This window comes from Pseudomonas sp. GT1P32 (assembly GCF_054897805.1).
In genome coordinates, this window is record NZ_CM142704.1 from 5,202,672 (window position 1) to 5,225,803 (window position 23,132).

Genomic DNA, 23,132 nt, shown 5'->3' on the forward strand with positions numbered 1-23,132 from the left:
TTGGGCGACCTTAATCCGTCGGCCCCGGTAACCACCAGCGAACCTGCGCCTCGACGTATCGGTATGCTGGGCGGGACGTTCGACCCGGTGCACATCGGCCATTTGCGCGGTGCGCTGGAAGTCGCCGAATCGCTGGCGCTCGACGAGTTACGCCTGACACCGAGTGCCAGGCCGCCTCATCGCGGTACGCCGCAGGTGTCGGCGAAGGACCGTCTGGCGATGGTCGAGTGCGCGGTGGCCGGTGTGGCGCCGTTGGTGGTGGACGCCCGCGAATTGCAGCGGGACAAGCCGTCCTACACCATCGACACCCTGGAACTGATGCGTGCCGAACTGGCCGCTGAAGACCAGGTTTTTCTACTTTTGGGCTGGGACGCATTTTGCGGCCTGCCCACTTGGCACCGCTGGGAAGAGTTGCTCCAGCATTGCCACATCCTGGTGCTGCAACGCCCGGATGCCGACAGCGAACCGCCGGATGCCTTGCGCAACCTGCTGGCAGCGCGCTCGGTGAGCGACCCGCTGGCCCTTAAAGGGCCGAGCGGACAGATTGCATTCGTCTGGCAGACGCCGCTCGCGGTATCCGCCACCCAGATCCGTCAACTGCTGGCCAGCGGTAAGTCGGTACGTTTCCTGGTGCCCGACGCGGTCCTGGCCTACATCGATGCGCACGGACTTTACCGTGCGTCGAACTGAAAAAGGGTGCGCTTCAAGGCACGTGAATGCGTGTAGCGAAGCGCCCGAACATACGAGCAAAACGAGTTTTATATGACTGACAAAGACGTAGCTAAAGTAAAGCGCAAAGGCACATTCAAGAGCGCCCCGCTGCCAGTAGTAGCTCCAACCGGCCCTGAGCTGGCTGGCGAAGCGCTGGTCAAGGTTGCCGTGGCAGCCCTGGAAGACGTGAAGGCCCAGGACATCCAGGTCATCGACGTTCGTGAAAAGCAGAGCATCACTGACTTCATGATCATCGCTACCGGTACGTCCAACCGCCAGATCGGCGCCATGCTGGACAAGGTCCGCGAGGCCGTCAAAGCCCAGGGCGTCAAGCCTTTGGGTGAAGAAGGCAAGGGCGACAGCGACTGGGTCCTGCTGGATATGGACGACGTCATCGTGCACATGATGACCGCCTCGGCTCGCCAGTTCTACGACCTGGAGCGCCTGTGGGCCGGTGCAGAGCAGAGCCGTTCGGCCAGCGCTGCGCATCACAGCCCGGAAAACACCCACGAGCATTTCACCAAGCTCAACAAAGACCAGCTGTAAGGGATTGCTGTGCGACTGCGACTGATCGCCGTCGGTTCACGCATGCCCAAATGGGTGGAAGAAGGCTGGCATGAATATGCCAAGCGTCTTCCGTCCGAGCTGGCGCTGGAACTGGTGGAAATACCGCTCAACACCCGTGGCAAGAACGCCGACGTGGCACGCTTCATCCGTCAGGAAGGCGAAGCCATGCTGGCCAAAGTCGGGCCTAATGAGCGTGTTGTCACCCTCGAAGTCCATGGCAAGCCCTGGAGCACCGAGCAGTTGGCGGTCGAGCTCGATCGCTGGCGGCTGGACTCGCGCACGGTGAATTTCATGGTCGGCGGCCCCGAAGGGCTGGCGCCGGAAGTTTGTGCGCGGGCCGATCAGCGCTGGTCGTTGTCACCGTTGACGTTGCCGCACCCGCTGGTGCGGATTCTGATCGGCGAACAGCTGTACCGTGCCTGGACAGTTCTGTCCGGTCACCCTTACCACAAGTAGTTCTGCCTCATGTCCCAGCCGATCCGCATCAAGGACCACGAAAAAGACGCCCGTCTGGTGCGTGGCCGCGTCGTGTTCGGGGCCATTGCAGTGGTGGTGCTGATCGGCGTGCTGATCGCGCGCCTGTATTTCCTCCAGGTGATCCAGTACGAGTACCACTCGACCCTGTCGGAAAACAACCGCGTCCATGTGCAGCCGATTCCGCCGACCCGCGGATTGATCTTCGACCGCAATGGCGTAGTAGTGGCCGACAACCGGCCGAGTTTCAGCCTGAGCATGACCCGCGAGCGTTCCGGCGACTGGCAGCAAGTGCTCGACGTGATCGTCGAAGTGCTGGAGCTGACGCCCGAGGATCGGGTGATCTTCGAGAAACGCATGCGTCAGGGGCGTCGGCCATTCGAGCCGGTGCCGATTTTGTTCGAGCTGACCGAAGAACAGATCGCCCGCATCGCCGTGAACCAGTTCCGCCTCCCGGGTGTGGAAGTGGTTGCGCAACTGGTGCGGCATTACCCGCAGGGCGCGCACTTTGCGCACTCGGTGGGTTACATGGGGCGGATCAACGAGAAAGAGCTGAAGTCTCTCGATCCGGTCAATTACAGCGGCACCCACCACATCGGCAAGACCGGCATCGAGCGTTTCTACGAGCCCGAACTGCATGGCCAGGTGGGTTACGAGGAAGTCGAAACCAACGCACGAGGCCGCGTGTTGCGGGTGCTCAAGCGTACCGATCCGATTCCCGGCAAGGACATCGTCCTGAGCCTGGACATCAAATTGCAGGAAGCGGCCGAAGCGGCACTCGGCGGTCGCCGTGGTGCGGTGGTCGCGCTGGACCCGAAAACCGGTGAAGTGCTGGCAATGGTCAGTCAGCCGAGTTTCGACCCGAACCTGTTTGTGACCGGCATCAGCTTCAAGGCTTATTCCGAACTGCGTGATTCCATCGACAGGCCGTTGTTCAACCGCGTGCTGCGTGGTCTTTACCCGCCGGGTTCGACCATCAAGCCAGCGGTGGCCATCGCGGGCCTGGATTCGGGCGTTGTCACCGCGTCGACCCGGGTCTTTGACCCCGGCTACTACATGCTGCCCAATTACGATCACAAGTATCGCAACTGGAACCGTACAGGTGACGGCTACGTCGATCTGGACACGGCGATCATGCGGTCCAACGACACCTACTTCTATGACCTGGCCCACAAGCTGGGGATTGATCGCTTGTCGGCCTACATGGGCAAGTTCGGCATCGGCCAAAAGGTCTCGCTGGACATGTTCGAAGAGTCGCCGGGGCTGATGCCGTCCCGCGAGTGGAAGCGCGCGACCCGGCGCCAGGCCTGGTTCCCGGGTGAAACGCTGATTCTCGGGATCGGTCAGGGCTACATGCAATCCACGCCGCTGCAACTGGCCCAGGCCACGGCGCTGGTGGCCAACAAAGGTGTGTGGAACCGTCCGCACCTGGCCAAGACCGTCGAAGGCGAGCGGCCGAAGGATGAAAACCCGATGCCGGACATCATCCTGCGTGATCCGTCCGACTGGACCAAGGTCAACCACGGCATGCAGCAGGTGATGCACGGTGCCCGCGGTACGGCGCGCAAGGCCTCGATCGGCGCGCAATACCGGATCGCCGGCAAAAGTGGTACAGCCCAGGTGGTCGCGATCAAACAGGGCGAGAAGTACGACCGCTCGAAGGTTCAGGAGCGTCATCGCGACCACGCCTTGTTTGTTGGCTTCGCGCCGGCCGACGACCCGAAAATCGTGGTGTCGGTGATGGTCGAGAACGGCGAGTCCGGTTCCGGTGTCGCCGCGCCTGTGGTGCGTCAAGTCATGGACGCCTGGCTCCTCGACCAGGACGGCCGACTGAAAGCCGAATACGCCAGCCCTACCAGTGCGGAGGCTACGGCCCGTGAAGAGTAATTTCGATCGCATCCTCTCCAGCGAGGATGTGATGCGTCGCCGTGCGACGCTGTTGCAACGCATGCACATTGACGGCCCGCTGCTGATCCTGCTGCTGACCCTCGCCGCCGGCAGCCTGTTCGTGCTGTATTCGGCCAGCGGCAAGAGCTGGGATTTGCTGGCCAAGCAAGCCACTTCGTTCGGCATCGGCCTGGTGTCGATGATCGTCATCGCCCAGTTCGAGCCGCGCTTCATGGCCCGTTGGGTGCCGGTCGGTTATGTCGTCGGCGTGCTGTTGCTGGTGGTGGTGGACGTCATGGGCCACAACGCTATGGGCGCCACGCGCTGGATCAACATTCCGGGGGTGATCCGCTTCCAGCCTTCGGAGTTCATGAAGATCCTGATGCCGGCGACCATCGCCTGGTACTTGTCCAAACGCACCTTGCCGCCGCAGCTCAAGCATGTGGGCGTCAGTCTGTTCCTGATCGGTTTGCCGTTCATTCTTATCGTACGTCAGCCCGACCTCGGCACTTCGCTGCTGATCCTCGCGGGTGGCGCATTCGTTTTGTTCATGGGCGGGCTGCGCTGGCGCTGGATCATCAGCGTGCTGGCCGCCGCTGTGCCGGTGGCCGTGGCGATGTGGTTTTTCATCATGCACGACTACCAGAAGCAACGAATCCTGACGTTCCTCGACCCGGAAAGCGATCCGCTGGGCACCGGCTGGAACATCATTCAGTCGAAAGCCGCCATCGGTTCCGGCGGCGTGTTCGGCAAGGGGTGGCTGTTGGGCACCCAGTCGCACCTCGACTTCCTGCCGGAAAGCCACACCGACTTCATTATTGCGGTGATGGGTGAAGAGTTCGGCCTGGTGGGCATCTGCGCACTGCTGCTGATTTACCTGCTGTTGATCGGTCGCGGGCTGGTGATTACCGCCCAGGCCCAGACATTGTTCGGCAAACTGCTCGCGGGCGCCTTGACCATGACGTTTTTTGTTTACGTTTTCGTCAACATCGGTATGGTCAGTGGCCTGTTGCCGGTTGTAGGGGTGCCGTTGCCGTTCATTAGCTACGGAGGAACTTCGCTGGTAACGCTGCTGTCAGCGTTTGGGGTTTTGATGTCGATCCATACCCATCGTAAGTGGATCGCACAGGTTTGAATAAGGTGAAGATTTCAATGCAAGTAATGCGTGGCTGGGCGACTCGAAATGCGCCATGGGTCAGCCTGGTAAGCATCCTTGGCATCGCGCAGGACGCGTTGGCCGGCGATTACGAAGGCACCCCCCAGGTGGCCGAATTCGTCGGTGAAATGACCCGCGACTACGGTTTCGCCGGTGAACAGCTGATGGGCGTGTTCCGCGAGGCCGAGCGCAAGCAGTCGATTCTGGACGCGATCTCCAAGCCCGCCGAACGGGTCAAACAGTGGAAAGAATACCGCCCGATGTTCATCACCGACGCGCGCATCGCACGCGGCGTGGATTTCTGGCGGCAGCACGAGGCGGTACTTGCCCGTGCCGAGCAGGAATATGGCGTGCCGGCCCAAGTGATTGTCTCGATCATCGGCGTTGAGACGTTTTTCGGTCGAAATACCGGCAATTACCGGGTAATCGACGCCTTGTCGACCCTGGGTTTCGACTATCCTCCCCGTGCCGAATTTTTCCGTAAGGAATTGCGTGAATTCCTGTTGCTGGCCCGGGAAGAGCAGGTTGATCCATTGACCCTAAAAGGCTCCTACGCCGGGGCGATGGGCTTGCCGCAGTTCATGCCGAGCAGCTTCCGCGCCTATGCGGTGGACTTTGACGGTGACGGCCACATTAATATCTGGACCAATCCGGACGATGCCATCGGCAGCGTCGCCAGTTATTTCAAGCGTCACGGCTGGGTGGCCGGCGAACCAGTGGTCAGCCGCGCCGATGTGCGTGGCGATCAGGTCGACGAAGGTTTGACCACCGGTATAGAACCGACTAAAACCGTCGGGGAGTTGCGGGCTCTAGGGTGGTCAAGTCATGATGCGCTGCGCGATGATATGCCGGTCACGGCATTCCGCCTGGAAGGTGACAATGGCCCTGAATACTGGATGGGTCTGACGAATTTTTACGCAATCACGCGTTATAACCGCAGCGTGATGTACGCCATGGCCGTACATCAACTGTCTGAACAGCTGGTCCAAGCACGGGGCGTCAAGTAATGCGGGCATTGCCTATGAATAAACCCCTGAAGCTGATGGCATTCGCCGCGTTGGCAGTGCTGGTCGCCAGTTGTTCGACCAGCCGCGCACCGTCGCAGAAATCATCCACCGCCGTGCGCTCGGCGCCGGGGCTGGACATCAACCGCGCCCACAAAGATGGCGCACCGTGGTGGGACGTCGACGTGTCGCGCATCCCGGATGCCACGCCGACCCTGCACACCGGCCCTTACAAGGCCAACCCGTACACCGTGCTGGGCAAGACTTACTTCCCGCTGCAAGAATCCAAGACCTACGTCGCCTCGGGCACGGCGTCGTGGTACGGCACCAAGTTTCACGGTCAGAACACTGCCAATGGCGAGGTTTACGACCTGTATGGAATGAGCGCCGCTCACAAGACCTTGCCACTGCCGAGTTACGTTCGGGTGACCAACCTGGACAACAACAAGTCAGTGATTTTGCGGGTCAACGATCGCGGGCCGTTTTACTCGGATCGCATCATCGACTTGTCCTACGCTGCCGCGAAGAAACTCGGCTACGCCGAAACCGGCACCGCACGGGTCAAGGTCGAAGGCATCGACCCGCAGCAATGGTGGGCGGCCAAAGGCCGTCCGGCGCCTTTGATGCTCAACGAGCCGCAAGTAGCGCAAAATGCGGCGCCGACGATTACCGCATCGGCCGGCACGGTCGAGCAATGGACACCGCCGCCGCAGCAACACGCTGCGGCCGTCGTGCCCGTGCAGATCGATGCAAAAAAAAACGCTTCTGTACCAGCCTCTGGCCAGTATCTGCAGGTGGGCGCGTTCGCCAACCCGGACGCTGCAGAACTCCTGAGATCGAAGCTCAGCGGGATGGTGAGCGCTCCGGTGTTCATCAGCTCGATCGTGCGCAATCAACAGACACTGCATCGGGTGCGCCTGGGGCCGATCGGCTCGCCGGGTGAAATCCAGCAAGTGCAGAACAGCGTGCGCCTGGCCAATCTCGGTTCGCCGAGCGTGGTCACCGCCGAGTAATACGTAGTACTTGATTGACGGTTCACTTGCGGTTTTGAGGGGTGAACCTGGTTGTTGGCTCGTTGAAGAACAAAAGCCCGGCAAGGGTTCTGAGTGAACGACTGAACACGCGACAGCTCGTTAGAAAGCTGTCTGATTAGTTTTGCCTTCGGGCAGTTTCCATTAGCGATTTCGAGAGACGGATGAACATCACCACCTTTGCCAAACGCCTGTGCCTTCTAGTCCCGCTGCTCCTCTCGCCTGCCGCTTTTGCGGTCGAGATGATGCCGTCGCCGCCACAACTGGCCGCCAAAGCCTATGTGCTCATGGATGCCAGCAGCGGCAACGTGCTGGTCGAGAACAACGGTGACCAGCGTCTGCCACCAGCCAGCCTGACCAAGCTGATGACCGCGTACATCGCGACCCTGGAAATCCGTCGCGGCCAGATCGGCGAAAACGACCCGGTGACCGTCAGCGAAAACGCCTGGCGCACCGGCGGTTCGCGGATGTTCATCAAGGTCGGTTCGCAAGTGACCGTCAGCGACCTGCTGCACGGCATCATCATTCAGTCGGGTAACGACGCCAGTGTTGCGCTCTCCGAGCACATCGCCGGCAGCGAAGACGCTTTCGCCGACATGATGAACAAAACCGTGGCCGACCTGGGCATGACCAACAGCCACTTCATGAACCCGACCGGTCTGCCGAACCCTGAGCACTACTCGTCGGCTCACGACATGGCCGTGCTGGCTCGCGCCATCATCCACGAAGACCCGGCTCACTATGCGATCTACTCGCAGAAAGAGTTCTTCTGGAACGGCATCAAGCAACCTAACCGTAACCTGCTGCTGTGGCGCGACAAGACCGTCGACGGTCTGAAAACCGGCCACACCGACGAAGCCGGCTACTGCATGGTGTCTTCGGCCGTACGTGATGGCATGCGCCTGATCGCCGTGGTGTTCGGCACCAACAGCGAAGTGGCTCGTGCGTCGGAAACCCAGAAGCTGCTGACCTACGGTTTCCGTTTCTTCGAAACCCAGACCTTCTATCAGAAAGGCGCCGAGCTGGCTCAGGCCCCTGTCTGGAAAGGCTCCACCAATCAAGTCAAGGCCGGCCTGGCTGAAGACCTGACCATGACCCTGCCAAAAGGCCAGCTGAAAAAGCTCGCTGCCAGCATGACCATGAACCCGCAACTGGTTGCGCCAATCGCCAAGGGCGACGTGATCGGTAAAGTCGAAGTCAAACTGGACGACAAGGTGGTGCACAGCGCTGACCTGATCGCTCTGGATGGCGTCGAAGAGGGTGGTATCTTCCGTCGCATGTGGGATAGCATCCGTCTATTCTTCTACGGCTTGTTCAACTGAATTAGTGTGCACCTGCATGGTCCCGCGCTCATCCGGCGCGGGGTCATGCCCGTCGCCACGGCTTACGCTTACGAGGCCGTTACGCCATGACCGATACTGAAGTAAAGGCGCCCAAGATCGAATTCCCCAACGTTGATTACCCGGTTAAGGTGATCAGCGATACCGGTGTTGGCAACAAAGACAGGATCATCGAGATCGTCAAGAAACACGCGACGATCAACCATGACCGTGTGGATGAACGCCAAAGCACCAACGGCAAATACACCACGATTCAATTGCACATCGTCGCCACCGACCAGGACCAGCTGTACAACATCAACAGCGAACTGCGGGCTACCGGCTTCGTGCACATGGTGCTGTGATGTCTGGCACGCTGGGCTTTCGCGAGCTCGGCCAGATGGCGTACGAGCCGGTCTGGCATGCCATGCAACGCTTCACCAACGAACGCGGCAGCGATGCCGCGGACGAGATCTGGCTGGTTGAGCACCCGCCGGTGTTCACCCAGGGCCAGGCCGGCAAGGCCGAGCACTTGTTGCTGCCGGGAGATATTCCGGTGGTGCAGGTCGATCGCGGTGGTCAGGTGACCTATCACGGTCCCGGCCAGTTGGTGGCCTATCTGTTGCTCGATGTGCGCAAGCTGGGTTTCGGCGTGCGTGACCTGGTCACCCGCATGGAACACTGCCTGATCGAGCTGCTGGCCAGCTACGGCGTGACGGCTGCGGCCAAGCCGGATGCACCGGGCGTCTACGTCGATGGGGCGAAAATCGCTTCCCTGGGTCTGCGGATCCGCCACGGTTGTTCCTTTCATGGCCTGGCCCTGAACGTGGACATGAACCTGGAACCGTTTCGACGGATTAATCCCTGCGGCTACGCCGGGCTGGCGATGACCCAGCTGAGCGATCACGCAGGATCGATTGAATTTGCCGAGGTAAGTGCCCGGCTGCGCGCGCAGCTCGTCAAACACCTCGACTATGCTGAGCAGACGACCCTAACGGGCGGAATCGACTGATATGACTACTGATGCAGTGCAAACCATGATCCCGACGCTGGATGTCACCGAGCGTCCGGCCCCGCGTGCCAAGGTTGAAGCCGGCGTCAAGCTGCGCGGCGCCGAGAAGGTTGCACGCATCCCGGTAAAGATCATTCCTACCACCGAACTGCCGAAGAAACCTGACTGGATCCGCGTGCGCATCCCGGTTTCCCCGGAAGTCGACCGCATCAAGGCGTTGCTGCGCAAACACAAGCTGCACAGCGTGTGCGAAGAAGCGTCCTGCCCGAACTTGGGCGAGTGCTTCTCCGGCGGCACCGCGACCTTCATGATCATGGGCGACATCTGCACCCGTCGCTGCCCGTTCTGCGACGTTGGTCACGGCCGTCCGAAACCACTGGACGTGAATGAGCCGGAAAGCCTGGCCATTGCCATCGCCGACCTGAAACTGAAATACGTAGTGATCACTTCGGTTGACCGCGACGACCTGCGTGACGGCGGTGCCCAGCACTTTGCCGACTGCATCCGCGAAATCCGCAAGCTGTCGCCGAACGTGCAGCTCGAAACCCTGGTCCCGGACTACCGTGGGCGCATGGACGTGGCGCTGGAAATCACCGCCGCCGAGCCACCGGATGTGTTCAACCACAACCTGGAAACCGTGCCGCGCCTGTACAAGGCTGCGCGTCCGGGTTCGGACTACCAGTGGTCGCTGACCCTGCTGCAACGCTTCAAGCAGATGATGCCGCACATTCCGACCAAGTCCGGCCTGATGCTGGGTCTGGGCGAGACCGACGAAGAAGTCATCGAAGTCATGAAGCGCATGCGCGAGCACGACATCGACATGCTGACCCTCGGCCAGTACCTGCAACCGTCCCGCAGCCACTTGCCGGTGCAGCGTTTCGTGCACCCGGACACCTTCGCCTGGTTCGCCGAGGAAGGTTACAAGATGGGCTTCAAGAACGTCGCTTCCGGTCCGTTGGTACGTTCTTCGTACCACGCCGACGAGCAGGCGAAGCTGGTTAAAGCCGAACTGATCTCGTCGTTGTAACAAAACGCCCGCAAGGCTTTTCAGCCTTGCGGGCTTTTTTTGGCCGTGCCTACGGCAACTACAGTCTTTTCCTGCACGCTGTGGGGCGACTGTCCCTCTTCTGTTTATTCCCGTTCCTGACTACTGTGTGCAGAAGCTTTCGCGCAGGGAGATTCATGGATGACCGTTCGACCGACCCACACTCTTTTTCCCCACAAACCTGTTCCGGCCTTGCCCTCGCAAGGGCTGATCGGTGTCATTGCGCCCGCAGGCCCCGCGGCACTGGACACCGATAAAGCCATCAGCTGGATGCGCGCGCGCGGTTACGCGTTGCGGATTTTCCCTGGTGTGTATGAGCAGGAAGGCTACCTGGCCGGCAGTGACGACGTGCGGCTCAATGACCTGCATGCCGCGTTCGCGGACAGCGAGGTCGATGCCATCATTTGCCTGCGCGGTGGTTACGGCACGCCGCGTTTGCTTGATCGCATTGATTTCGAACTATTGCAGAACAACGCCAAGCCGTTCATCGGCTACAGCGATATCACGGCGCTGCACCTGGCGATCAGCCGTTATGCCGGGTTCGTGACTTTTCATGGTCCGCTGCTCAACGCTGATTTGTTGGGGGACAAGCAAAAGCCTACCGAGTCCTCGTTTTTCAACATGCTCAGGGGGCAGGTGAAGGCGGGCAGTGTGTTGACGCACCCGGTGGCTTACCCGTTGACCACAATCGAGCCCGGCATCGCTCACGGGCGGTTGCTGGGCGGTAATCTGTCGATGATTGCCGCGACCATGGGCACGCCTTATGAAATCGAGGCCGAGGGCGTCATCCTGCTTATCGAGGACATCAACGAGCCGTTGTACCGCATTGACCGGCTGCTGACTCATCTGCGTCTGGCCGGCACGCTGGGCAAGTTGCGCGGGGTTCTGGTGGGGGATGTGGCGGGAGTGGATACGGTGGCGCTGGAGCGGTTGCTCAAGCAGACGTTCGAGCCGTTGCGGATTCCGGTACTGGCCGGGTGGCGCAGCGGGCATTGCGATCCGAACCTGACATTGCCGATGGGGGCACTGGTCCGGTTGGATGCGGGCAATAAGGAATTGGTGTTGGAGCAGGATGTTGTGATCAGGCGATAGTTTTACAGCGCCTGATAGTCAGTCTTCGCGGGCAAGTCGGATCGCCGCACCGCTCGCTCCTACAGGAGTTACATATCCCTTGTAGGAACGAGCGGTGCGGCGATCCGACTTGCCCGCGAAGCTTTTAGCGGTTGCGCAGGCCTTCGAGCAACTTGTGCGTCGGATACCCGTCCGCCGGCCAGCCAAACGACTGCTGGGCGCTGCGGATCGCTTTGCGGGTGTTGGCGCCGATGATTCCGTCGGCGGTGCCCGCGTCATACTTCTGCGCGCTCAGCAGGTTTTGCAGCTCGATCCGTTCGGTACGGCTCAGCGGCAAATCATCCTTGGGCCAGGTGCCATTGATGAAACCCGCGCCGTTGAAGCGCCCGGCCAACAAACTGACGGCCAGCGCATAGGACGACGAGTTGTTGTACTTGAGGATCGCACGGAAGTTGTCGAGCACGAGGAATGCCGGGCCACGATAGCCCGCCGGCAGCAGCAGGGCCGCCGACAGGTGTTCCGAGCCGGCCGGAACCTGGCCACCGTTAGGCAGCGTGACGCCCAATTGCTGCCATTCGGCGACGCTCTTGCGAATCGAGCCATCGGCCAGCACGTAGTTGAAGCTGCCCGGCAACTGCACTTCAAAGCCCCAGGGCTGGCCTTTCTGCCAGCCAGAGCTTTGCAGGTAGTGCGCGGTCGACGCCAGGGCGTCGGCGGAGCTGCCCCAGATGTCGCGACGGCCGTCGCCATCAAAGTCCACGGCGTGGGTGTTGTAGGTGGTCGGGATGAACTGGGTCTGGCCCATGGCGCCGGCCCAGGAGCCGAGCATTTTCTCCGGCGCGATGTCGCCCTGTTGCAGGATCTGCAGGGCCGCGATCAATTGCGCGTGGGCGAAACCAGGGCGCCGACCTTCGTAGGCCAGGGTCGCCAGGGAGTTGATCACCGACTTGCTGCCCTGAAACTGGCCGAAGTTGCTTTCCATGCCCCACACCGCGACCAGTGCCTGCCGATCGACGCCGTAGCGTTGTTCGATGCTTTGCAGGATGTCGGCGTATTGGCCGACCAGTGCCTGACCTTTGCGCACGCGCAGCGGCGACAGGGCGCCATCGAGGTATTCCCACACCGGGCGGGAAAACTCCGGTTGGCTGCGGTCGGCACGGATCACGCTGGTGTCCAGGCTGACATTGGCGAAGGCGCGGTCGAACAGATCAGCGCGGATGCCGGCTGCCAGCGCATCCTTGCGGAAACCCGCTTGCCATTCGGCGAAGGTCTGGGTTGGCTGGATGTCGAGATTTTCACCGGTCGGCACCACGGACGGGATCACCGCAGGGGCTGTCGCGACGGGAAGGGTCTGAAGCGGTTGGGCGTCGGCGGCGGTCGGTTTTTCCGCGCAGGCGACAAGCAGAACGAGGCTGGAGGCAGCAATCAATTGGCGCAAATGCCAACGACGGGAAATACAAAGGGGCATGCACGGGTCCAGGGAATACGGATCAGGTGCAGACCTTAACATGTTGAGCGATGGCTTGCCTTTCAGGCCGCCAGAAAGTAAGAAGCCTCCCAGTTGTCAGACTGGAAGGCTTCGCGGCGGTAGCTGCCTTTGCCCTTGCCGGCTCGTTCCTGACGGCTGCGGAACAGTGGCTGGGCGATGATGGATTTGGCCTTGTTGGGGCCATGTTTAGATGGCTTTTTGCTCATGATCGGATCTCTCGATTGAGTGGGGTTTTGCGGGGGGAAATAATCTGCCGAAGTTGGGGTTCTGTCTAGACCCCACATTGCGTAGGACCTTTCGGACGCCTTCGCGGGCAAGCCTCGCTCCTACAGATCCGATGCTAAACCTGTAGGAGCGAGGCTTGCCCGCGAATGGCTGTTATGCGGTCGAACGCCTTACTCGGCAGGCAATGTCAGCCGCTGCCCAGCCATCAACAACGACAACCGACTCAAACTCATCCACGGCGAACCCGCCGCCTGACCTTTGATCTGTGCGTCGATGCGCTGTGCTTCCAACAACAACTGTGCCCAGCGTTGCGCCGAGTAACGTTGCAGGGCTTTGCTCATCAGCGGTTTGCGTTTGTCCCAGACCGGCGGTCGAGCAGAACTGAAGGCTTTGTCCAGCGGCACGCCCTGGCTGTATTGCAGCGAGAGGTTGGCCAGCAAGCGCAGTTCCCGGGCCAGCGCCCAGAGAATCACCGGCGGTTCGACGCCTTCACCGCGCAGCCCTTCGAGCATGCGCAGGGCGTGAGCAGCCTCGCCGTTGAGAATCGCATCGGTCAGGCCAAAGACATCGAAGCGCGCGCTGTCGGCCACTGCGGCTTGCACGGTTTCGACGGTAATCTGCCCGCCTTCGGCCATCAGCTTGAGCTTTTCGATCTCTTGCGCGGCCGCCAGCAAGTTGCCCTCAACTCGCGCGGCGATCAGTTCCACGGCGTCCTGGCTGGCGGACAGGCCAGCCTGGGACAAGCGCTGCCGGATCCAGCCCGGCAACTGGCTGGCGTCAACCGGCCAGATTTGCACGAACTGAGTGTGCTGACCTTCGACCAGCGCCTTGCCCCACTTGGTTTTCTGCGCGCTGCCGTCGAGCTTCGGCAGGCTGATCAGTAACACGGTGTCTTCGGCCGGTCGCGAGCAGTACTCGATGAATGCAGCTGCGCCTTTGTCACCGGGCTTGCCGGACGGCAGACGCAGTTCCAGCAGGCGTTTTTCAGCGAACAACGACATGCTTGCGCCGGCTTGCAGCAGCGTTCCCCAGTCGAAACTGGCGTCGGCGGCGAACACTTGGCGTTCATCGAAGCCCTGTTGACGGGCGGCTGCACGAATGGCGTCGGCGGCTTCCTGACACAGCAGCGGATCGTCGCCACTGATGATGTAGACCGGCGCGAGTGCACCTTGCAGGTGTTTGGCGAGTTGGGCGGGGGCGAGTTTCATAGGCGAGGGCAAACGGGGCGCCTGAGCGCCCCGTAAGTCTTATTGCTGCGGGATTTCGATAGGCGACTGACGCGGCGTTTCCGCTTCAGCCTTTTGCGCTGCTTCCAGTGCCGCGGCTTCAGCCTTGGCCCTGGCTTCGGCGGTCTCTTGCAACTGATCCAGCTGAGCTGGGGTGAGCTGTTGCATGCGGATCATCATGCGTTGAACCATTTCACGACGCGTGTCCTTGCGGGCATCGGCGGCTTCCTGGTCGGAACCCACCAGGTTGTTGCCGTCGTGAATGAAGACTCGCTGCATTTCAATCTTGTCGCTCACCAGCAGCAGGTCGTTCCGACCCAGGATGACGTAGTCGAGCACGGTATTCAGCTCATACTCGCCAGTACGGCCGGCACCTGCGTAGCTGAGAATGCGCTGGGTTTCTTTTTCGTCGGCCAGCACCAGTTTGTAAGGTGCGCCGGGGTGGACATTGATGCCGCTGTTTTCCATCACCTGACGCATGAGCGTCACGGTTTCACCGTAGGAATTGCGCGCGCTCAGGTCGATTTCCTTGATCGCCATTTCATAGGTGCCGGTGCCGCGCAGCTGGAAACCGCAGGCGCTCAACAGGACCGCGAGGCCCATCACCAGCAAATTGCGTTTGATCATCTTGTTGCTCCCCTTGAAACCATGTGGGCCGATCATGCGGCCCGAAAGGTTTTACTCGGCGCCAGGCTCACCTGGCGCCTGATCCAATTAGCTGGCGACGATATTGACCAGTTTCCCGGGCACTACGATCACTTTTCGAATAGTCAGGCCATCGACAAAACGCAGCACGTTTTCGTTGATACGGGCAGCGGCTTCGATCTCTTCACGAGTCGCGCTGGCCGGCATTTCGATCTGGCCGCGCAGCTTGCCGTTGACCTGGATAACCAGTGTCAGGCTGTCCTGCACCAGTGCGCTGTCGTCCAGCACTGGCCAACCGGCGTCGATCACCGGATCGGCGTGACCCAGGCGATGCCACAGCTCATGGCTGATGTGCGGGGTGATCGGAGCCAGCAGCAGCGTCACGGTTTCCAGACCTTCGTGAACCAGCGCGCGATCCTGTTCGGTCGCCTGCGGGGCTTTTTCCAACACGTTCATCAGCGTCATCACCTGAGCGATGGCGGTGTTGAATTTGTGGTTCTGGCCAACGTCGTGGCTGGCCTGCTTGATGGCCTGGTGGATCGAACGGCGAATGACTTTCTGTTCGTCGTTCAGGCTGGCGATGTCCAGTTTGCCCGGCAGGCCCTGAGTCACGTGCGCTTGGGCCAGACGCCAGACGCGCTTGAGGAAGCGGTGCGAACCTTCTACGCCGGAGTCGGACCATTCCGCGCTCATGTCAGGCGGCGAGGCGAACATCATGAACAGGCGGCAGGTGTCTGCGCCGAACTGGTCAATCATCGACTGAGGGTCGACGCCGTTGTTCTTGGACTTGGCCATCTTCTCGGTGCCGCCGATTTCCACCGGCAGGCCGTCGGCGATCAACTTGGCGCTGATGACCTTGGCCTTGCTGTCGCGTTCGAGTTCGACGTCCGCCGGGTTGAACCAGGTGTAAGCACCATTGGCTTCGCGACGATAGTAAGTCTCGGCGATCACCATGCCTTGGGTCAGCAGGTTCTTGAACGGCTCGTTGGAGCTCACCAGGCCTTCGTCGCGCATCAGCTTGTGGAAGAAGCGCGCGTAGAGCAGGTGAAGAATCGCGTGTTCGATGCCGCCGATGTACTGATCCACCGGCAGCCAATGGTCGGCTGCGGATTTTTCCACCAGGCCGCCTTCATAGTGCGGCGAGGCGTAGCGGGCGTAGTACCACGAGGACTCGACGAAGGTGTCCATGGTGTCGGTTTCACGCTTGGCCGGTGCGCCGCATTTCGGGCAAGTGCACTCGTAGAACTCGGGCATGCGGGCCAATGGCGAACCGGCGCCGTCCGGCACCACATCTTCCGGCAGTACGACAGGCAGCTGGTCTTCCGGGACCGGCACGTCACCGCAGGTGCCGCAGTGGATGATCGGGATCGGGCAGCCCCAGTAACGCTGACGGCTGATGCCCCAGTCGCGCAGGCGGAACTGGGTACGCGAGGCACCGAGGTTTTTCTTGATCAGCGCGACTTCCATGGCGTCGAAAGCGCCTGCGAAGTCGAGGCCGTCAAATTCGCCGGAGTTGATCAGCGTGCCGTGTTCGCCGTAGGCGTCTTGCCACGGCGCCGGGTTGGTGTCACCTGAACTGGTGCGCACCACCGATTTGACCGGCAGGTTGTACTTGTGGGCGAACTCGAAATCACGCTCGTCGTGAGCTGGAACCGCCATGACGGCGCCGTCGCCGTAGTGCATCAGCACATAGTTGGCGACCCACAACGGCAGCTTCTCGCCGGTCAGCGGGTGCTCGACGAACAGGCCGGTCGGCAGGCCTTTTTTCTCTTGAGTGGCGACGTCGGCTTCAGCGACGCTGCCGCCCTTGCATTCAGCGATGAACGCTTGCAGCTCAGGGTTGTTCTGCGCGGCCAGGGTGGCCAAATGGTGTTCAGCGGCCACGGCGACGTAGGTCGCGCCCATCAGGGTGTCCGGACGGGTGGTGAAGACTTTCAGCGTGCCAGCTTCGCCGATGGAATCGACGTTGTACGGGAACTGCACTTCCATGCCGCGGGACTTGCCGATCCAGTTGCGCTGCATGGTCTTGACCTGTTCAGGCCAGCCCGGCAGATCGTCGAGACTCTCCAGCAGTTCATCCGCGTACGCGGTGATCTTGAAGTAGTACATCGGGATTTCGCGTTTTTCGATCAGCGCGCCGGAACGCCAGCCGCGGCCGTCGATCACTTGCTCGTTGGCCAGGACGGTCTGGTCGACCGGGTCCCAGTTCACGGTGCCGCTCTTTTTGTAGATCACGCCTTTTTCGAACAGGCGCGTGAACAGCCATTGTTCCCAGCGATAGTAATCGGGCTTGCAGGTGGTCACTTCACGCGACCAGTCCACCGCCAGGCCGAGGCTGCGCAGCTGGTTTTTCATGTAGGCGATGTTTTCGTAGGTCCACTTGGCGGGCGCTACGTTGTTCTTCATCGCGGCGTTTTCCGCCGGCATGCCGAAGGCGTCCCAACCCATGGGTTGCAGGACGTTCTTGCCTTGCATGCGCTGGTAGCGGGAGATCACGTCGCCGATGGTGTAGTTGCGCACATGCCCCATGTGTAGCTTGCCGCTGGGGTAAGGGAACATCGACAGGCAATAGAAAGTCTCCTTGCCTGGCTGTTCACTGACTTCAAAGGACTTTTGCTCGTCCCAGAATGACTGGGCGGCGGCTTCGATTTCACGGGGCTGATATTGTTCGTGCATGGCTACTTTTGAACTGAATAGGGGTGGCCTAATCCTCTTCAATGCGACGCTGGACGGTGATCACGCCAAATCGGCGTTTCGGTGCCCAGACGAGCTGGAAGTGGAGTTACAGGAAGCGCCGTAGCATACATGACCGCACTCTACCGAGGGAAACCCTGATTACTGCCGCGCGTCTCGCAGAAATGGCTGCGAGGGCCGTTGGTCGCGGCGTTCAGCCGGTTTGTTCATGGAAGCTAAGCTCTAAATGGGGAGTGAGTCTTATCTTCAATGAGGTGAGGGATGGTTGAGTCACGGCAAAAAGTTACAAAACCGGAGTTGTACGAAAGACTGATCGATCGTCTGGGATTGGCCTTGGACGCGGCAAAAACCGCTGGCCAGTTGCGCGATGAGCGCCCCCTTGAGCTGGAGTTGCGTGGCCTGAGCCCCGCAGAATTTGCACTGGTCAAGGCGTATCTGGACCGCAGTGAACGTGAGACACACGGATGCTTGTCAGAAGCAGTGAAGCAACTCGACGCACCACGTTCGGCCAAGATCATCTGGCTCAAGGACAAGGCACCTGGCAAAGACGCGGTAAAGGTCCGGTCTCTGCAATTCAAGTAAGGGCACTTGAGCCCATGACGTATGTTTTTTTAAAGCATAGTCCTTTCGCATTTGTTGTCGCATTGCGTCAACCCACTTAGGCTTCGGGCATCTTCAGGAGATGCTCGATGCCTTTTCGTTACTTCGTTAAACACCTTCTCATGCCGCCCGGCATTTTGTTGCTGTTGCTGGTGCTTGCCTGGTGGTTTCGCCGCTCAAGACCGCGACTTGCCGGTGTGTGCTTTGTGCTGGGGGCGGGCGGCTTCTGGCTGATGAGCCTGCCGGTGGCTGTGCAATGGGGCGCCAAAGCCCTGGAGCGCGAGCCGCCGCTGGCTCGCGAGGAGTGGGCAACCCTGGCTCAGCGCGCCGACGCGATCATCGTGCTCGGTGCGGGGCGCGAACGTGGCGACCTGGCCTGGGGCGCCGACCAGCCGACCGGTGTCGCGCTGGAGCGCGAACGCTATGCGGCGCGGTTGGCGAAGGCGTCGGGCTTGCCGATCCTGACCAGCGGCGGATTGCATTATGGGACACCACCGAGCGAAGCCAGGTTGATGGCCGATTCGTTGCGCGATGATTTCGGCGTGACCGTGCGCTGGCAGGAAGAGCGCAGCCGCACCACGTGGGAGAACGCTCAATTCAGCGCTGAGGTGTTGTTGCCGGAAGGCGTCAAGCGCGTGGTCGTTGTCACCCAGGCCTGGCACATGCCGCGAGCGGTCTGGAGTTTTCAGAAGGCGGGTTTTGAGGTGGTGGCGGCGCCGATGGGGTTTCTCGGGGTGGATAATGCCCGGCCGTTGGCTGGCTGGGTCCCGGAATTCAAGTCGGTGTGGCAAAGCGGGATGTTGTTGAATGAGGCGGCGGGGCAGATCGGGTATTCGTTGTTTTACCGCTAAAAATCAAAAGATCGCAGCCTGCGGCAGCTCCTACAGGGTGTACAGAATCCCATGTAGGAGATGCCGCAGGCTGCGATCTCTTTGCAGGCTCCGCGATTAAACGGTTTTCGCCATCCGGTTCGCGACCAGTGCCCAGCCAAACAACAACACGCACACGATGATCAGCGGCCACGAACGCCATTCAAGATACGGCGTCAGGTTGTGCATTGGCACCACTTCGCCATACAGAATGCCGCGTTCGAACTGTGGGATCTGGACAGTGATCTGCCCAAACGGGTTGATCAGGCCGGTGACGCCGTTGTTGGTGGCGCGGATCATCCAGCGACCGGCCTCCAGCGCGCGCATCTGCGCCATCTGCAAGTGTTGCAGCGGGCCGATGGAGGTGCCGAACCAGGTGTCGTTGCTGATGGTCAGCAACAAATCGCTGCGAGCGGCAAGGCTGGCGGCGAATTCCGGATAAACCACTTCGTAGCAGATGAACGGCGCAATCTGATAACCCTTGGCTTGCAGCATCGCCTGATCGGCGGGGCCGCGGGCAAAGTCCGACATCGGCAAATCGAAGAAGGCGATCAGCCCGCGCAGCACTTCCTGCAACGGCACGTACTCGCCGAACGGCACCAGTTTCTGCTTGAGGTACGTGCCATCGCCTTCACCCACTACGGTAATGCCGTTGTAGAAGCGCTTCTGGTGGTGAACCTCTTCACGGATCGGTACGCCGGTAATCAGCGCGCTCTTACGTTCCGCGGCGAAGTTTCCCATCATGTTCAGGTAGCCCTGGGCGGACTCCTTGAGCACCGGGACGGCGGTTTCCGGCCAGATCAGCAGGTCGACCGGCTTGGAGCTGAAGCTCATGTCGCGGTATAGCGCCAGTTGTGCGTTGAGCTGCGCCGGGTCCCACTTCATGCTTTGTTCGATATTGCCTTGAATCGCCGCGACGCTCAGCGGTTCGCCGGCCGGGGAGGTCCAGGCATGGCCCTTGAGTGCGATGCCGGCGACCCAAGGGCCGAGCAACAGCAATACGCCGGCGGCGATGAAGCCTTTGCGACCCGCTTTCACCAGGCGCAAGGCGTTGTAGATCAGTGCGGCGGTCAGGGCCAGGGTGAAGGAAATCAGCCACATCCCGCCCACGGGGGCGAGCCCGGCCAGCGGGCCGTCGAGCTGGCTGTAACCGGAGTAGAGCCACGGGAAACCGGTCAGGAACCAGCCACGAAACGCTTCCTGGCCGACCCACAACGCCGCAAACGCCAGGGCATCGGCCAGCGGCGCCTCGTTGCGTCGCAGCCAGCGCGCCCAGACCCAGGCGGGCAGGGCGAAGAACCAGGCAATCGCCGCGGTGAAGATCAGCATCAGGAAACCGGCCAGCAGCACTGAAGCGCCGCCGAAGTGGTGAATGCTGTAGTAGATCCAGCTGGTGCCCGCGCCAAACAGGCCAAAACCGAAGCACCAGCCACGGCCCAGGGCCTGACGTGGGTTCAGTTCGCGCAAACCGGCATAAAAGAACCCGACCGCCAGCAGTGCCAGCGGCCAGATATCGAACGGCGCCAGGGCCAGGGTGGTGAGTGCACCGGCCGCCACGGCCAGCAGGTTACCGGGCCAGCCGGGGCGGGTTACGCGGAGCATGTCAGTCCTTAACGGGCAATTGGAGTCAGGCGCAAAAGGTGGATCCGACGGCTGTCCGCATTGAGGATGCGGAAGCGATAAGGGCCGATTTCAGTGATTTCATTGCGTTTTGGCAAGTGCCCGAACGCGCTCATCACCAGGCCGCCAACGGTGTCGAATTCGTCGTCGGAGAATTCGCTGTCGAAAAACTCGTTGAAGTTCTCGATCGGCGTCAGGGCCTTGACCAGGAAATCACCGCTGGGCAGCGGCTTGATGTAGCTGTCTTCCTCGACGTCATGCTCGTCTTCGATGTCGCCGACGATCTGTTCCAGCACGTCTTCGATGGTCACCAGACCCGCCACGCCGCCGTATTCGTCGATGACGATGGCCATGTGGTTGTGGTTGGCGCGGAACTCGCGCAGCAGCACATTCAGGCGCTTGGACTCGGGCACGAAGGTGGCCGGGCGCAGCAGATCCTTGATGTTGAAGCTGTCACCGTTCTCCCTGAGGATCAACGGCAGCAAGTCCTTGGCCAGCAACACGCCCATCACGTCATCGTGGCTTTCGCCGATGACCGGGTAACGGGAGTGGGCAGAGTCGACCACGGCGGGCAAAAACTCGCGGGGTGTCTGGGTCGCCTTGATGCTGATCATCTGCGAGCGCGGGACCATGATGTCCCGTACTTGCAGGTCCGCAACCTGGATGGCGCCTTCGACGATGGCCAGCGCTTCGCTGTCCAGCAACTTGTTTTGATGTGCATCGCGCAGGAGCTCCAGCAGCTCCTGACGGTTCTTCGGCTCGTGGGCAAAAGCCTGGGTGAGCTTACCCAGCCATGACTTCTGCCCGTTGCTCGATCGATCTTCGCTCATAGCGATTACTCTGAATCCTTTGTTGTAACGATAGGGGATGTTTCTGTTTCGTCGTCTGCGTACGGATCGGGATAGCCCAATTCAGCAAGCAACGTTCGTTCCAGTGCTTCCATTTCTTCGGCTTCGTCGTCATCTATATGGTCGTAACCCAGCAGATGCAAGCAGCCGTGAATGACCAGATGTGCCCAGTGTGCCTTGGGTTCCTTGCCTTGTTCGGCGGCTTCGCGCTCGACCACCGCCACGCAGATCACCAGATCGCCCAGCAGCGGGATGTCGAGAAACTCGTCAGGTACATCGGCAGGAAACGACAGCACGTTGGTGGCGTAGTCCTTTTGCCGCCAGGTGTGATTCAGCTCGCGACCCTCGGCTTCGTCGACCAGTCGAATGGTCATTTCGGAGTCGGCGGTGCGCTGGCGCAGGGCCAGTTCACACCATTGGCGGAACTCGGCTTCACTTGGCGCAGATGCTTCGGTGGCCAGTTGCAGATCAAGCTCAAGCATCGCGGCGGCTGTCCTTTGGTGTTTCGTCTGCCACGCGATTCTCGAAGCGCTCGTAGGCTTCGACGATCCGCTGCACCAGTGGATGGCGCACGACGTCCTTGGGCATGAAATGGGTGAAGCTGATGCCCGGCACGTCTTTCAGCACTTCGATCACGTGGTGCAGCCCGGACTTGGTGCCTTTCGGCAGGTCGACCTGGGTGATGTCACCGGTGATGACCGCTGTGGAACCGAAGCCGATCCGGGTCAGGAACATCTTCATCTGCTCGACGGTGGTGTTCTGGCTTTCGTCGAGGATGATGAAACTGTTGTTCAGCGTGCGACCGCGCATGTAGGCCAGCGGCGCGACTTCGATCACCTGGCGCTCGATCAGCTTGGCGACGTATTCGAAACCGAGCATTTCGTAGAGCGCGTCGTAGAGAGGGCGCAAGTACGGGTCGATCTTTTGCGACAGGTCGCCGGGCAGGAAGCCGAGTTTTTCGCCCGCTTCAACCGCCGGGCGCACCAGCAGGATGCGGCGGATCTGCTCGCGTTCCAGCGCATCGACCGCGCAGGCGACGGCAAGGTAGGTCTTGCCGGTGCCGGCCGGACCGATGCCGAAGTTGATGTCGTTGCCGAGGATTTCCTTCACGTAGCGCAGCTGATTCAAGCCGCGAGGGCGAATCATGCCTTTTTTGGTGCGCAGGGCCACGGAAGGTTCGGACGGCGAAACGTTGTCCAGCTCTTGGACGGCCGATTCCTGCAGGAACAGGTGAACCATGTCCGGCGACAGCTCGGTACCCTTGGTTTCCCGGTACAGGCGGCGCAGGAGGTTTTCCGCGGAGGTGGTGTGTTTGGGATCGCCGATCAGCTCGAACTGATTTCCGCGGTTGCGGATTTCGATGGTCAGGCGTTGCTCGATCAGGCGCAGGTGTTCGTCGAACATCCCGCACAGATTGGCAAAGCGGCGAGCCTCAAAGGGCTCGAGGATAAAACGATGTGGTTCTATGGGTGCGTTCAAGGTCGTATTTAGCCGCCCTGGGGCAATTAAGATGAAATCAAGGATAACGCCAGTGGCCTGGGTGCGAAAGCTCTTAAATATCTCTCCGTCGAACACCGTCCCTGTAGGAGCGAGCGGTGCGGCGATCCGACTTGCCCGCGAAGAACGATAACGCGGTTTG

Annotated in this window: 23 protein-coding genes; 14 read left to right on the plus strand and 9 right to left on the minus strand. The window is 60.7% G+C overall.

The annotated features are described in order from the left end of the window. From nadD to ACYZUC_RS23900, 12 genes are all read left to right on the plus strand, one after another. Nucleotides 1–690 (plus strand): nicotinate-nucleotide adenylyltransferase, encoded by a 690-nt coding sequence (gene nadD / locus ACYZUC_RS23845; protein ID WP_263864901.1) that lies wholly within the window; start codon nucleotides 1–3, stop codon nucleotides 688–690. A 72-nt stretch (nucleotides 691–762) separates the two neighbouring features. Beyond that, a complete protein-coding gene (rsfS, locus tag ACYZUC_RS23850; RefSeq protein WP_280162296.1) occupies nucleotides 763–1,257 on the plus strand; it encodes a ribosome silencing factor in 495 nt (164 codons plus the stop codon). 9 nt (nucleotides 1,258–1,266) lie between these two features. Further along, nucleotides 1,267–1,734 carry a 23S rRNA (pseudouridine(1915)-N(3))-methyltransferase RlmH gene (gene rlmH / locus ACYZUC_RS23855; RefSeq protein ID WP_007937439.1) on the plus strand — a complete coding sequence of 156 codons (468 nt, stop codon included), beginning with the start codon at nucleotides 1,267–1,269 and terminating at the stop codon, nucleotides 1,732–1,734. Nucleotides 1,735–1,743: 9 nt separating this feature from the next. Further along, nucleotides 1,744–3,639 (plus strand): penicillin-binding protein 2, encoded by a 1,896-nt coding sequence (mrdA, locus tag ACYZUC_RS23860; protein WP_461990776.1) that lies wholly within the window; start codon nucleotides 1,744–1,746, stop codon nucleotides 3,637–3,639. Nucleotides 3,640–3,670: 31 nt separating this feature from the next. Then, nucleotides 3,671–4,774: a rod shape-determining protein RodA gene (gene rodA, locus ACYZUC_RS23865; protein ID WP_191623650.1), complete on the plus strand. Its 1,104-nt coding sequence runs from the start codon at nucleotides 3,671–3,673 to the stop codon at nucleotides 4,772–4,774. A gap of 17 nt (nucleotides 4,775–4,791) precedes the next feature. After that, nucleotides 4,792–5,802: a lytic murein transglycosylase B gene (gene mltB, locus ACYZUC_RS23870; protein ID WP_461990778.1), complete on the plus strand. Its 1,011-nt coding sequence runs from the start codon at nucleotides 4,792–4,794 to the stop codon at nucleotides 5,800–5,802. Further along, nucleotides 5,802–6,812, plus strand: a complete 1,011-nt coding sequence (locus ACYZUC_RS23875; RefSeq protein WP_008044546.1) for a septal ring lytic transglycosylase RlpA family protein — start codon at nucleotides 5,802–5,804, stop codon at nucleotides 6,810–6,812. The genes mltB and ACYZUC_RS23875 overlap by 1 nt, the downstream gene beginning before the upstream one ends. 182 nt (nucleotides 6,813–6,994) lie before the next feature. Then, the gene (locus ACYZUC_RS23880) at nucleotides 6,995–8,152 is read left to right on the plus strand and encodes a D-alanyl-D-alanine carboxypeptidase family protein (protein ID WP_008035100.1); all 1,158 of its coding nucleotides are present in this window, start codon (nucleotides 6,995–6,997) and stop codon (nucleotides 8,150–8,152) included. Nucleotides 8,153–8,238: 86 nt separating this feature from the next. Further along, the gene (locus ACYZUC_RS23885) at nucleotides 8,239–8,514 is read left to right on the plus strand and encodes a DUF493 domain-containing protein (RefSeq protein WP_008022933.1); all 276 of its coding nucleotides are present in this window, start codon (nucleotides 8,239–8,241) and stop codon (nucleotides 8,512–8,514) included. Next, nucleotides 8,514–9,161, plus strand: coding sequence for a lipoyl(octanoyl) transferase LipB (gene lipB, locus ACYZUC_RS23890; RefSeq protein WP_128871443.1), 648 nt, complete (start codon nucleotides 8,514–8,516; stop codon nucleotides 9,159–9,161). The genes ACYZUC_RS23885 and lipB overlap by 1 nt, the downstream gene beginning before the upstream one ends. A gap of 1 nt (nucleotide 9,162) precedes the next feature. Further along, complete coding sequence (gene lipA / locus ACYZUC_RS23895) at nucleotides 9,163–10,188, plus strand: lipoyl synthase (protein ID WP_008035102.1); 1,026 nt, start codon at nucleotides 9,163–9,165, stop codon at nucleotides 10,186–10,188. A gap of 159 nt (nucleotides 10,189–10,347) precedes the next feature. Then, on the plus strand, nucleotides 10,348–11,298 hold the full coding sequence (locus ACYZUC_RS23900) for a S66 peptidase family protein (RefSeq protein ID WP_461990781.1): 951 nt from the start codon (nucleotides 10,348–10,350) through the stop codon (nucleotides 11,296–11,298). 124 nt (nucleotides 11,299–11,422) lie between these two features. Here ACYZUC_RS23900 and ACYZUC_RS23905 read toward each other — a convergent pair whose 3' ends face one another. From ACYZUC_RS23905 to leuS, 5 genes are all read right to left on the minus strand, one after another. Then, on the minus strand, nucleotides 11,423–12,745 hold the full coding sequence (locus ACYZUC_RS23905) for a lytic murein transglycosylase (RefSeq protein WP_461990783.1): 1,323 nt from the start codon (nucleotides 12,743–12,745) through the stop codon (nucleotides 11,423–11,425). Between the two features lie 62 nt (nucleotides 12,746–12,807). Then, a complete protein-coding gene (gene arfA / locus ACYZUC_RS23910) occupies nucleotides 12,808–12,972 on the minus strand; it encodes an alternative ribosome rescue factor ArfA (RefSeq protein ID WP_008035105.1) in 165 nt (54 codons plus the stop codon). Nucleotides 12,973–13,161: 189 nt separating this feature from the next. Next, on the minus strand, nucleotides 13,162–14,199 hold the full coding sequence (holA, locus tag ACYZUC_RS23915) for a DNA polymerase III subunit delta (RefSeq protein ID WP_461990785.1): 1,038 nt from the start codon (nucleotides 14,197–14,199) through the stop codon (nucleotides 13,162–13,164). 39 nt (nucleotides 14,200–14,238) lie between these two features. Next, nucleotides 14,239–14,844, minus strand: a complete 606-nt coding sequence (locus ACYZUC_RS23920; RefSeq protein WP_461990787.1) for an LPS-assembly lipoprotein LptE — start codon at nucleotides 14,842–14,844, stop codon at nucleotides 14,239–14,241. Between the two features lie 87 nt (nucleotides 14,845–14,931). Next, a complete protein-coding gene (leuS, locus tag ACYZUC_RS23925; protein ID WP_461990789.1) occupies nucleotides 14,932–17,538 on the minus strand; it encodes a leucine--tRNA ligase in 2,607 nt (868 codons plus the stop codon). 279 nt (nucleotides 17,539–17,817) lie between these two features. Between leuS and ACYZUC_RS23930 the strand changes: the two genes are divergently transcribed. Beyond that, nucleotides 17,818–18,138, plus strand: a complete 321-nt coding sequence (locus tag ACYZUC_RS23930; protein WP_461990791.1) for a hypothetical protein — start codon at nucleotides 17,818–17,820, stop codon at nucleotides 18,136–18,138. A 107-nt stretch (nucleotides 18,139–18,245) separates the two neighbouring features. Then, nucleotides 18,246–19,007: a YdcF family protein gene (locus ACYZUC_RS23935; protein WP_461990793.1), complete on the plus strand. Its 762-nt coding sequence runs from the start codon at nucleotides 18,246–18,248 to the stop codon at nucleotides 19,005–19,007. A 96-nt stretch (nucleotides 19,008–19,103) separates the two neighbouring features. Here ACYZUC_RS23935 and lnt read toward each other — a convergent pair whose 3' ends face one another. From lnt to ACYZUC_RS23955, 4 genes are read right to left on the minus strand one after another with little or no spacing between them, the layout of a single operon-like run. Further along, nucleotides 19,104–20,627: an apolipoprotein N-acyltransferase gene (gene lnt / locus ACYZUC_RS23940; protein WP_461990795.1), complete on the minus strand. Its 1,524-nt coding sequence runs from the start codon at nucleotides 20,625–20,627 to the stop codon at nucleotides 19,104–19,106. An 8-nt stretch (nucleotides 20,628–20,635) separates the two neighbouring features. Continuing rightward, nucleotides 20,636–21,475 carry an HlyC/CorC family transporter gene (locus tag ACYZUC_RS23945; RefSeq protein WP_008035118.1) on the minus strand — a complete coding sequence of 280 codons (840 nt, stop codon included), beginning with the start codon at nucleotides 21,473–21,475 and terminating at the stop codon, nucleotides 20,636–20,638. A 5-nt stretch (nucleotides 21,476–21,480) separates the two neighbouring features. After that, nucleotides 21,481–21,975, minus strand: coding sequence for an rRNA maturation RNase YbeY (ybeY, locus tag ACYZUC_RS23950; protein ID WP_008035119.1), 495 nt, complete (start codon nucleotides 21,973–21,975; stop codon nucleotides 21,481–21,483). Then, the gene (locus tag ACYZUC_RS23955; RefSeq protein WP_461990797.1) at nucleotides 21,968–22,972 is read right to left on the minus strand and encodes a PhoH family protein; all 1,005 of its coding nucleotides are present in this window, start codon (nucleotides 22,970–22,972) and stop codon (nucleotides 21,968–21,970) included. Before ACYZUC_RS23955 ends, ybeY begins: the two co-directional genes overlap by 8 nt. Nucleotides 22,973–23,132: the final 160 nt, after the last annotated feature.

Excerpts from the sequence above, each read along its gene's own strand:
- ACYZUC_RS23930 (WP_461990791.1), top strand. The coding sequence starts at position 17,818 with ATGGTTGAGTCACGGCAAAAAGTTACAAAACCGGAGTTGTACGAAAGA.
- ACYZUC_RS23900 (WP_461990781.1), top strand. The coding sequence starts at position 10,348 with ATGACCGTTCGACCGACCCACACTCTTTTTCCCCACAAACCTGTTCCG.
- ACYZUC_RS23880 (WP_008035100.1), top strand. The coding sequence starts at position 6,995 with ATGAACATCACCACCTTTGCCAAACGCCTGTGCCTTCTAGTCCCGCTG.
- leuS (WP_461990789.1), bottom strand. The coding sequence starts at position 17,538 with ATGCACGAACAATATCAGCCCCGTGAAATCGAAGCCGCCGCCCAGTCA.
- ACYZUC_RS23920 (WP_461990787.1), bottom strand. The coding sequence starts at position 14,844 with ATGATCAAACGCAATTTGCTGGTGATGGGCCTCGCGGTCCTGTTGAGC.
- lipA (WP_008035102.1), top strand. The coding sequence starts at position 9,163 with ATGACTACTGATGCAGTGCAAACCATGATCCCGACGCTGGATGTCACC.
- lipB (WP_128871443.1), top strand. The coding sequence starts at position 8,514 with ATGTCTGGCACGCTGGGCTTTCGCGAGCTCGGCCAGATGGCGTACGAG.
- arfA (WP_008035105.1), bottom strand. The coding sequence starts at position 12,972 with ATGAGCAAAAAGCCATCTAAACATGGCCCCAACAAGGCCAAATCCATC.
- holA (WP_461990785.1), bottom strand. The coding sequence starts at position 14,199 with ATGAAACTCGCCCCCGCCCAACTCGCCAAACACCTGCAAGGTGCACTC.
- ACYZUC_RS23905 (WP_461990783.1), bottom strand. The coding sequence starts at position 12,745 with ATGCCCCTTTGTATTTCCCGTCGTTGGCATTTGCGCCAATTGATTGCT.
- ACYZUC_RS23875 (WP_008044546.1), top strand. The coding sequence starts at position 5,802 with ATGCGGGCATTGCCTATGAATAAACCCCTGAAGCTGATGGCATTCGCC.
- mrdA (WP_461990776.1), top strand. The coding sequence starts at position 1,744 with ATGTCCCAGCCGATCCGCATCAAGGACCACGAAAAAGACGCCCGTCTG.
- ybeY (WP_008035119.1), bottom strand. The coding sequence starts at position 21,975 with ATGCTTGAGCTTGATCTGCAACTGGCCACCGAAGCATCTGCGCCAAGT.
- ACYZUC_RS23935 (WP_461990793.1), top strand. The coding sequence starts at position 18,246 with ATGCCTTTTCGTTACTTCGTTAAACACCTTCTCATGCCGCCCGGCATT.
- lnt (WP_461990795.1), bottom strand. The coding sequence starts at position 20,627 with ATGCTCCGCGTAACCCGCCCCGGCTGGCCCGGTAACCTGCTGGCCGTG.
- ACYZUC_RS23885 (WP_008022933.1), top strand. The coding sequence starts at position 8,239 with ATGACCGATACTGAAGTAAAGGCGCCCAAGATCGAATTCCCCAACGTT.
- mltB (WP_461990778.1), top strand. The coding sequence starts at position 4,792 with ATGCAAGTAATGCGTGGCTGGGCGACTCGAAATGCGCCATGGGTCAGC.
- rodA (WP_191623650.1), top strand. The coding sequence starts at position 3,671 with ATGCGTCGCCGTGCGACGCTGTTGCAACGCATGCACATTGACGGCCCG.
- rsfS (WP_280162296.1), top strand. The coding sequence starts at position 763 with ATGACTGACAAAGACGTAGCTAAAGTAAAGCGCAAAGGCACATTCAAG.
- ACYZUC_RS23945 (WP_008035118.1), bottom strand. The coding sequence starts at position 21,475 with ATGAGCGAAGATCGATCGAGCAACGGGCAGAAGTCATGGCTGGGTAAG.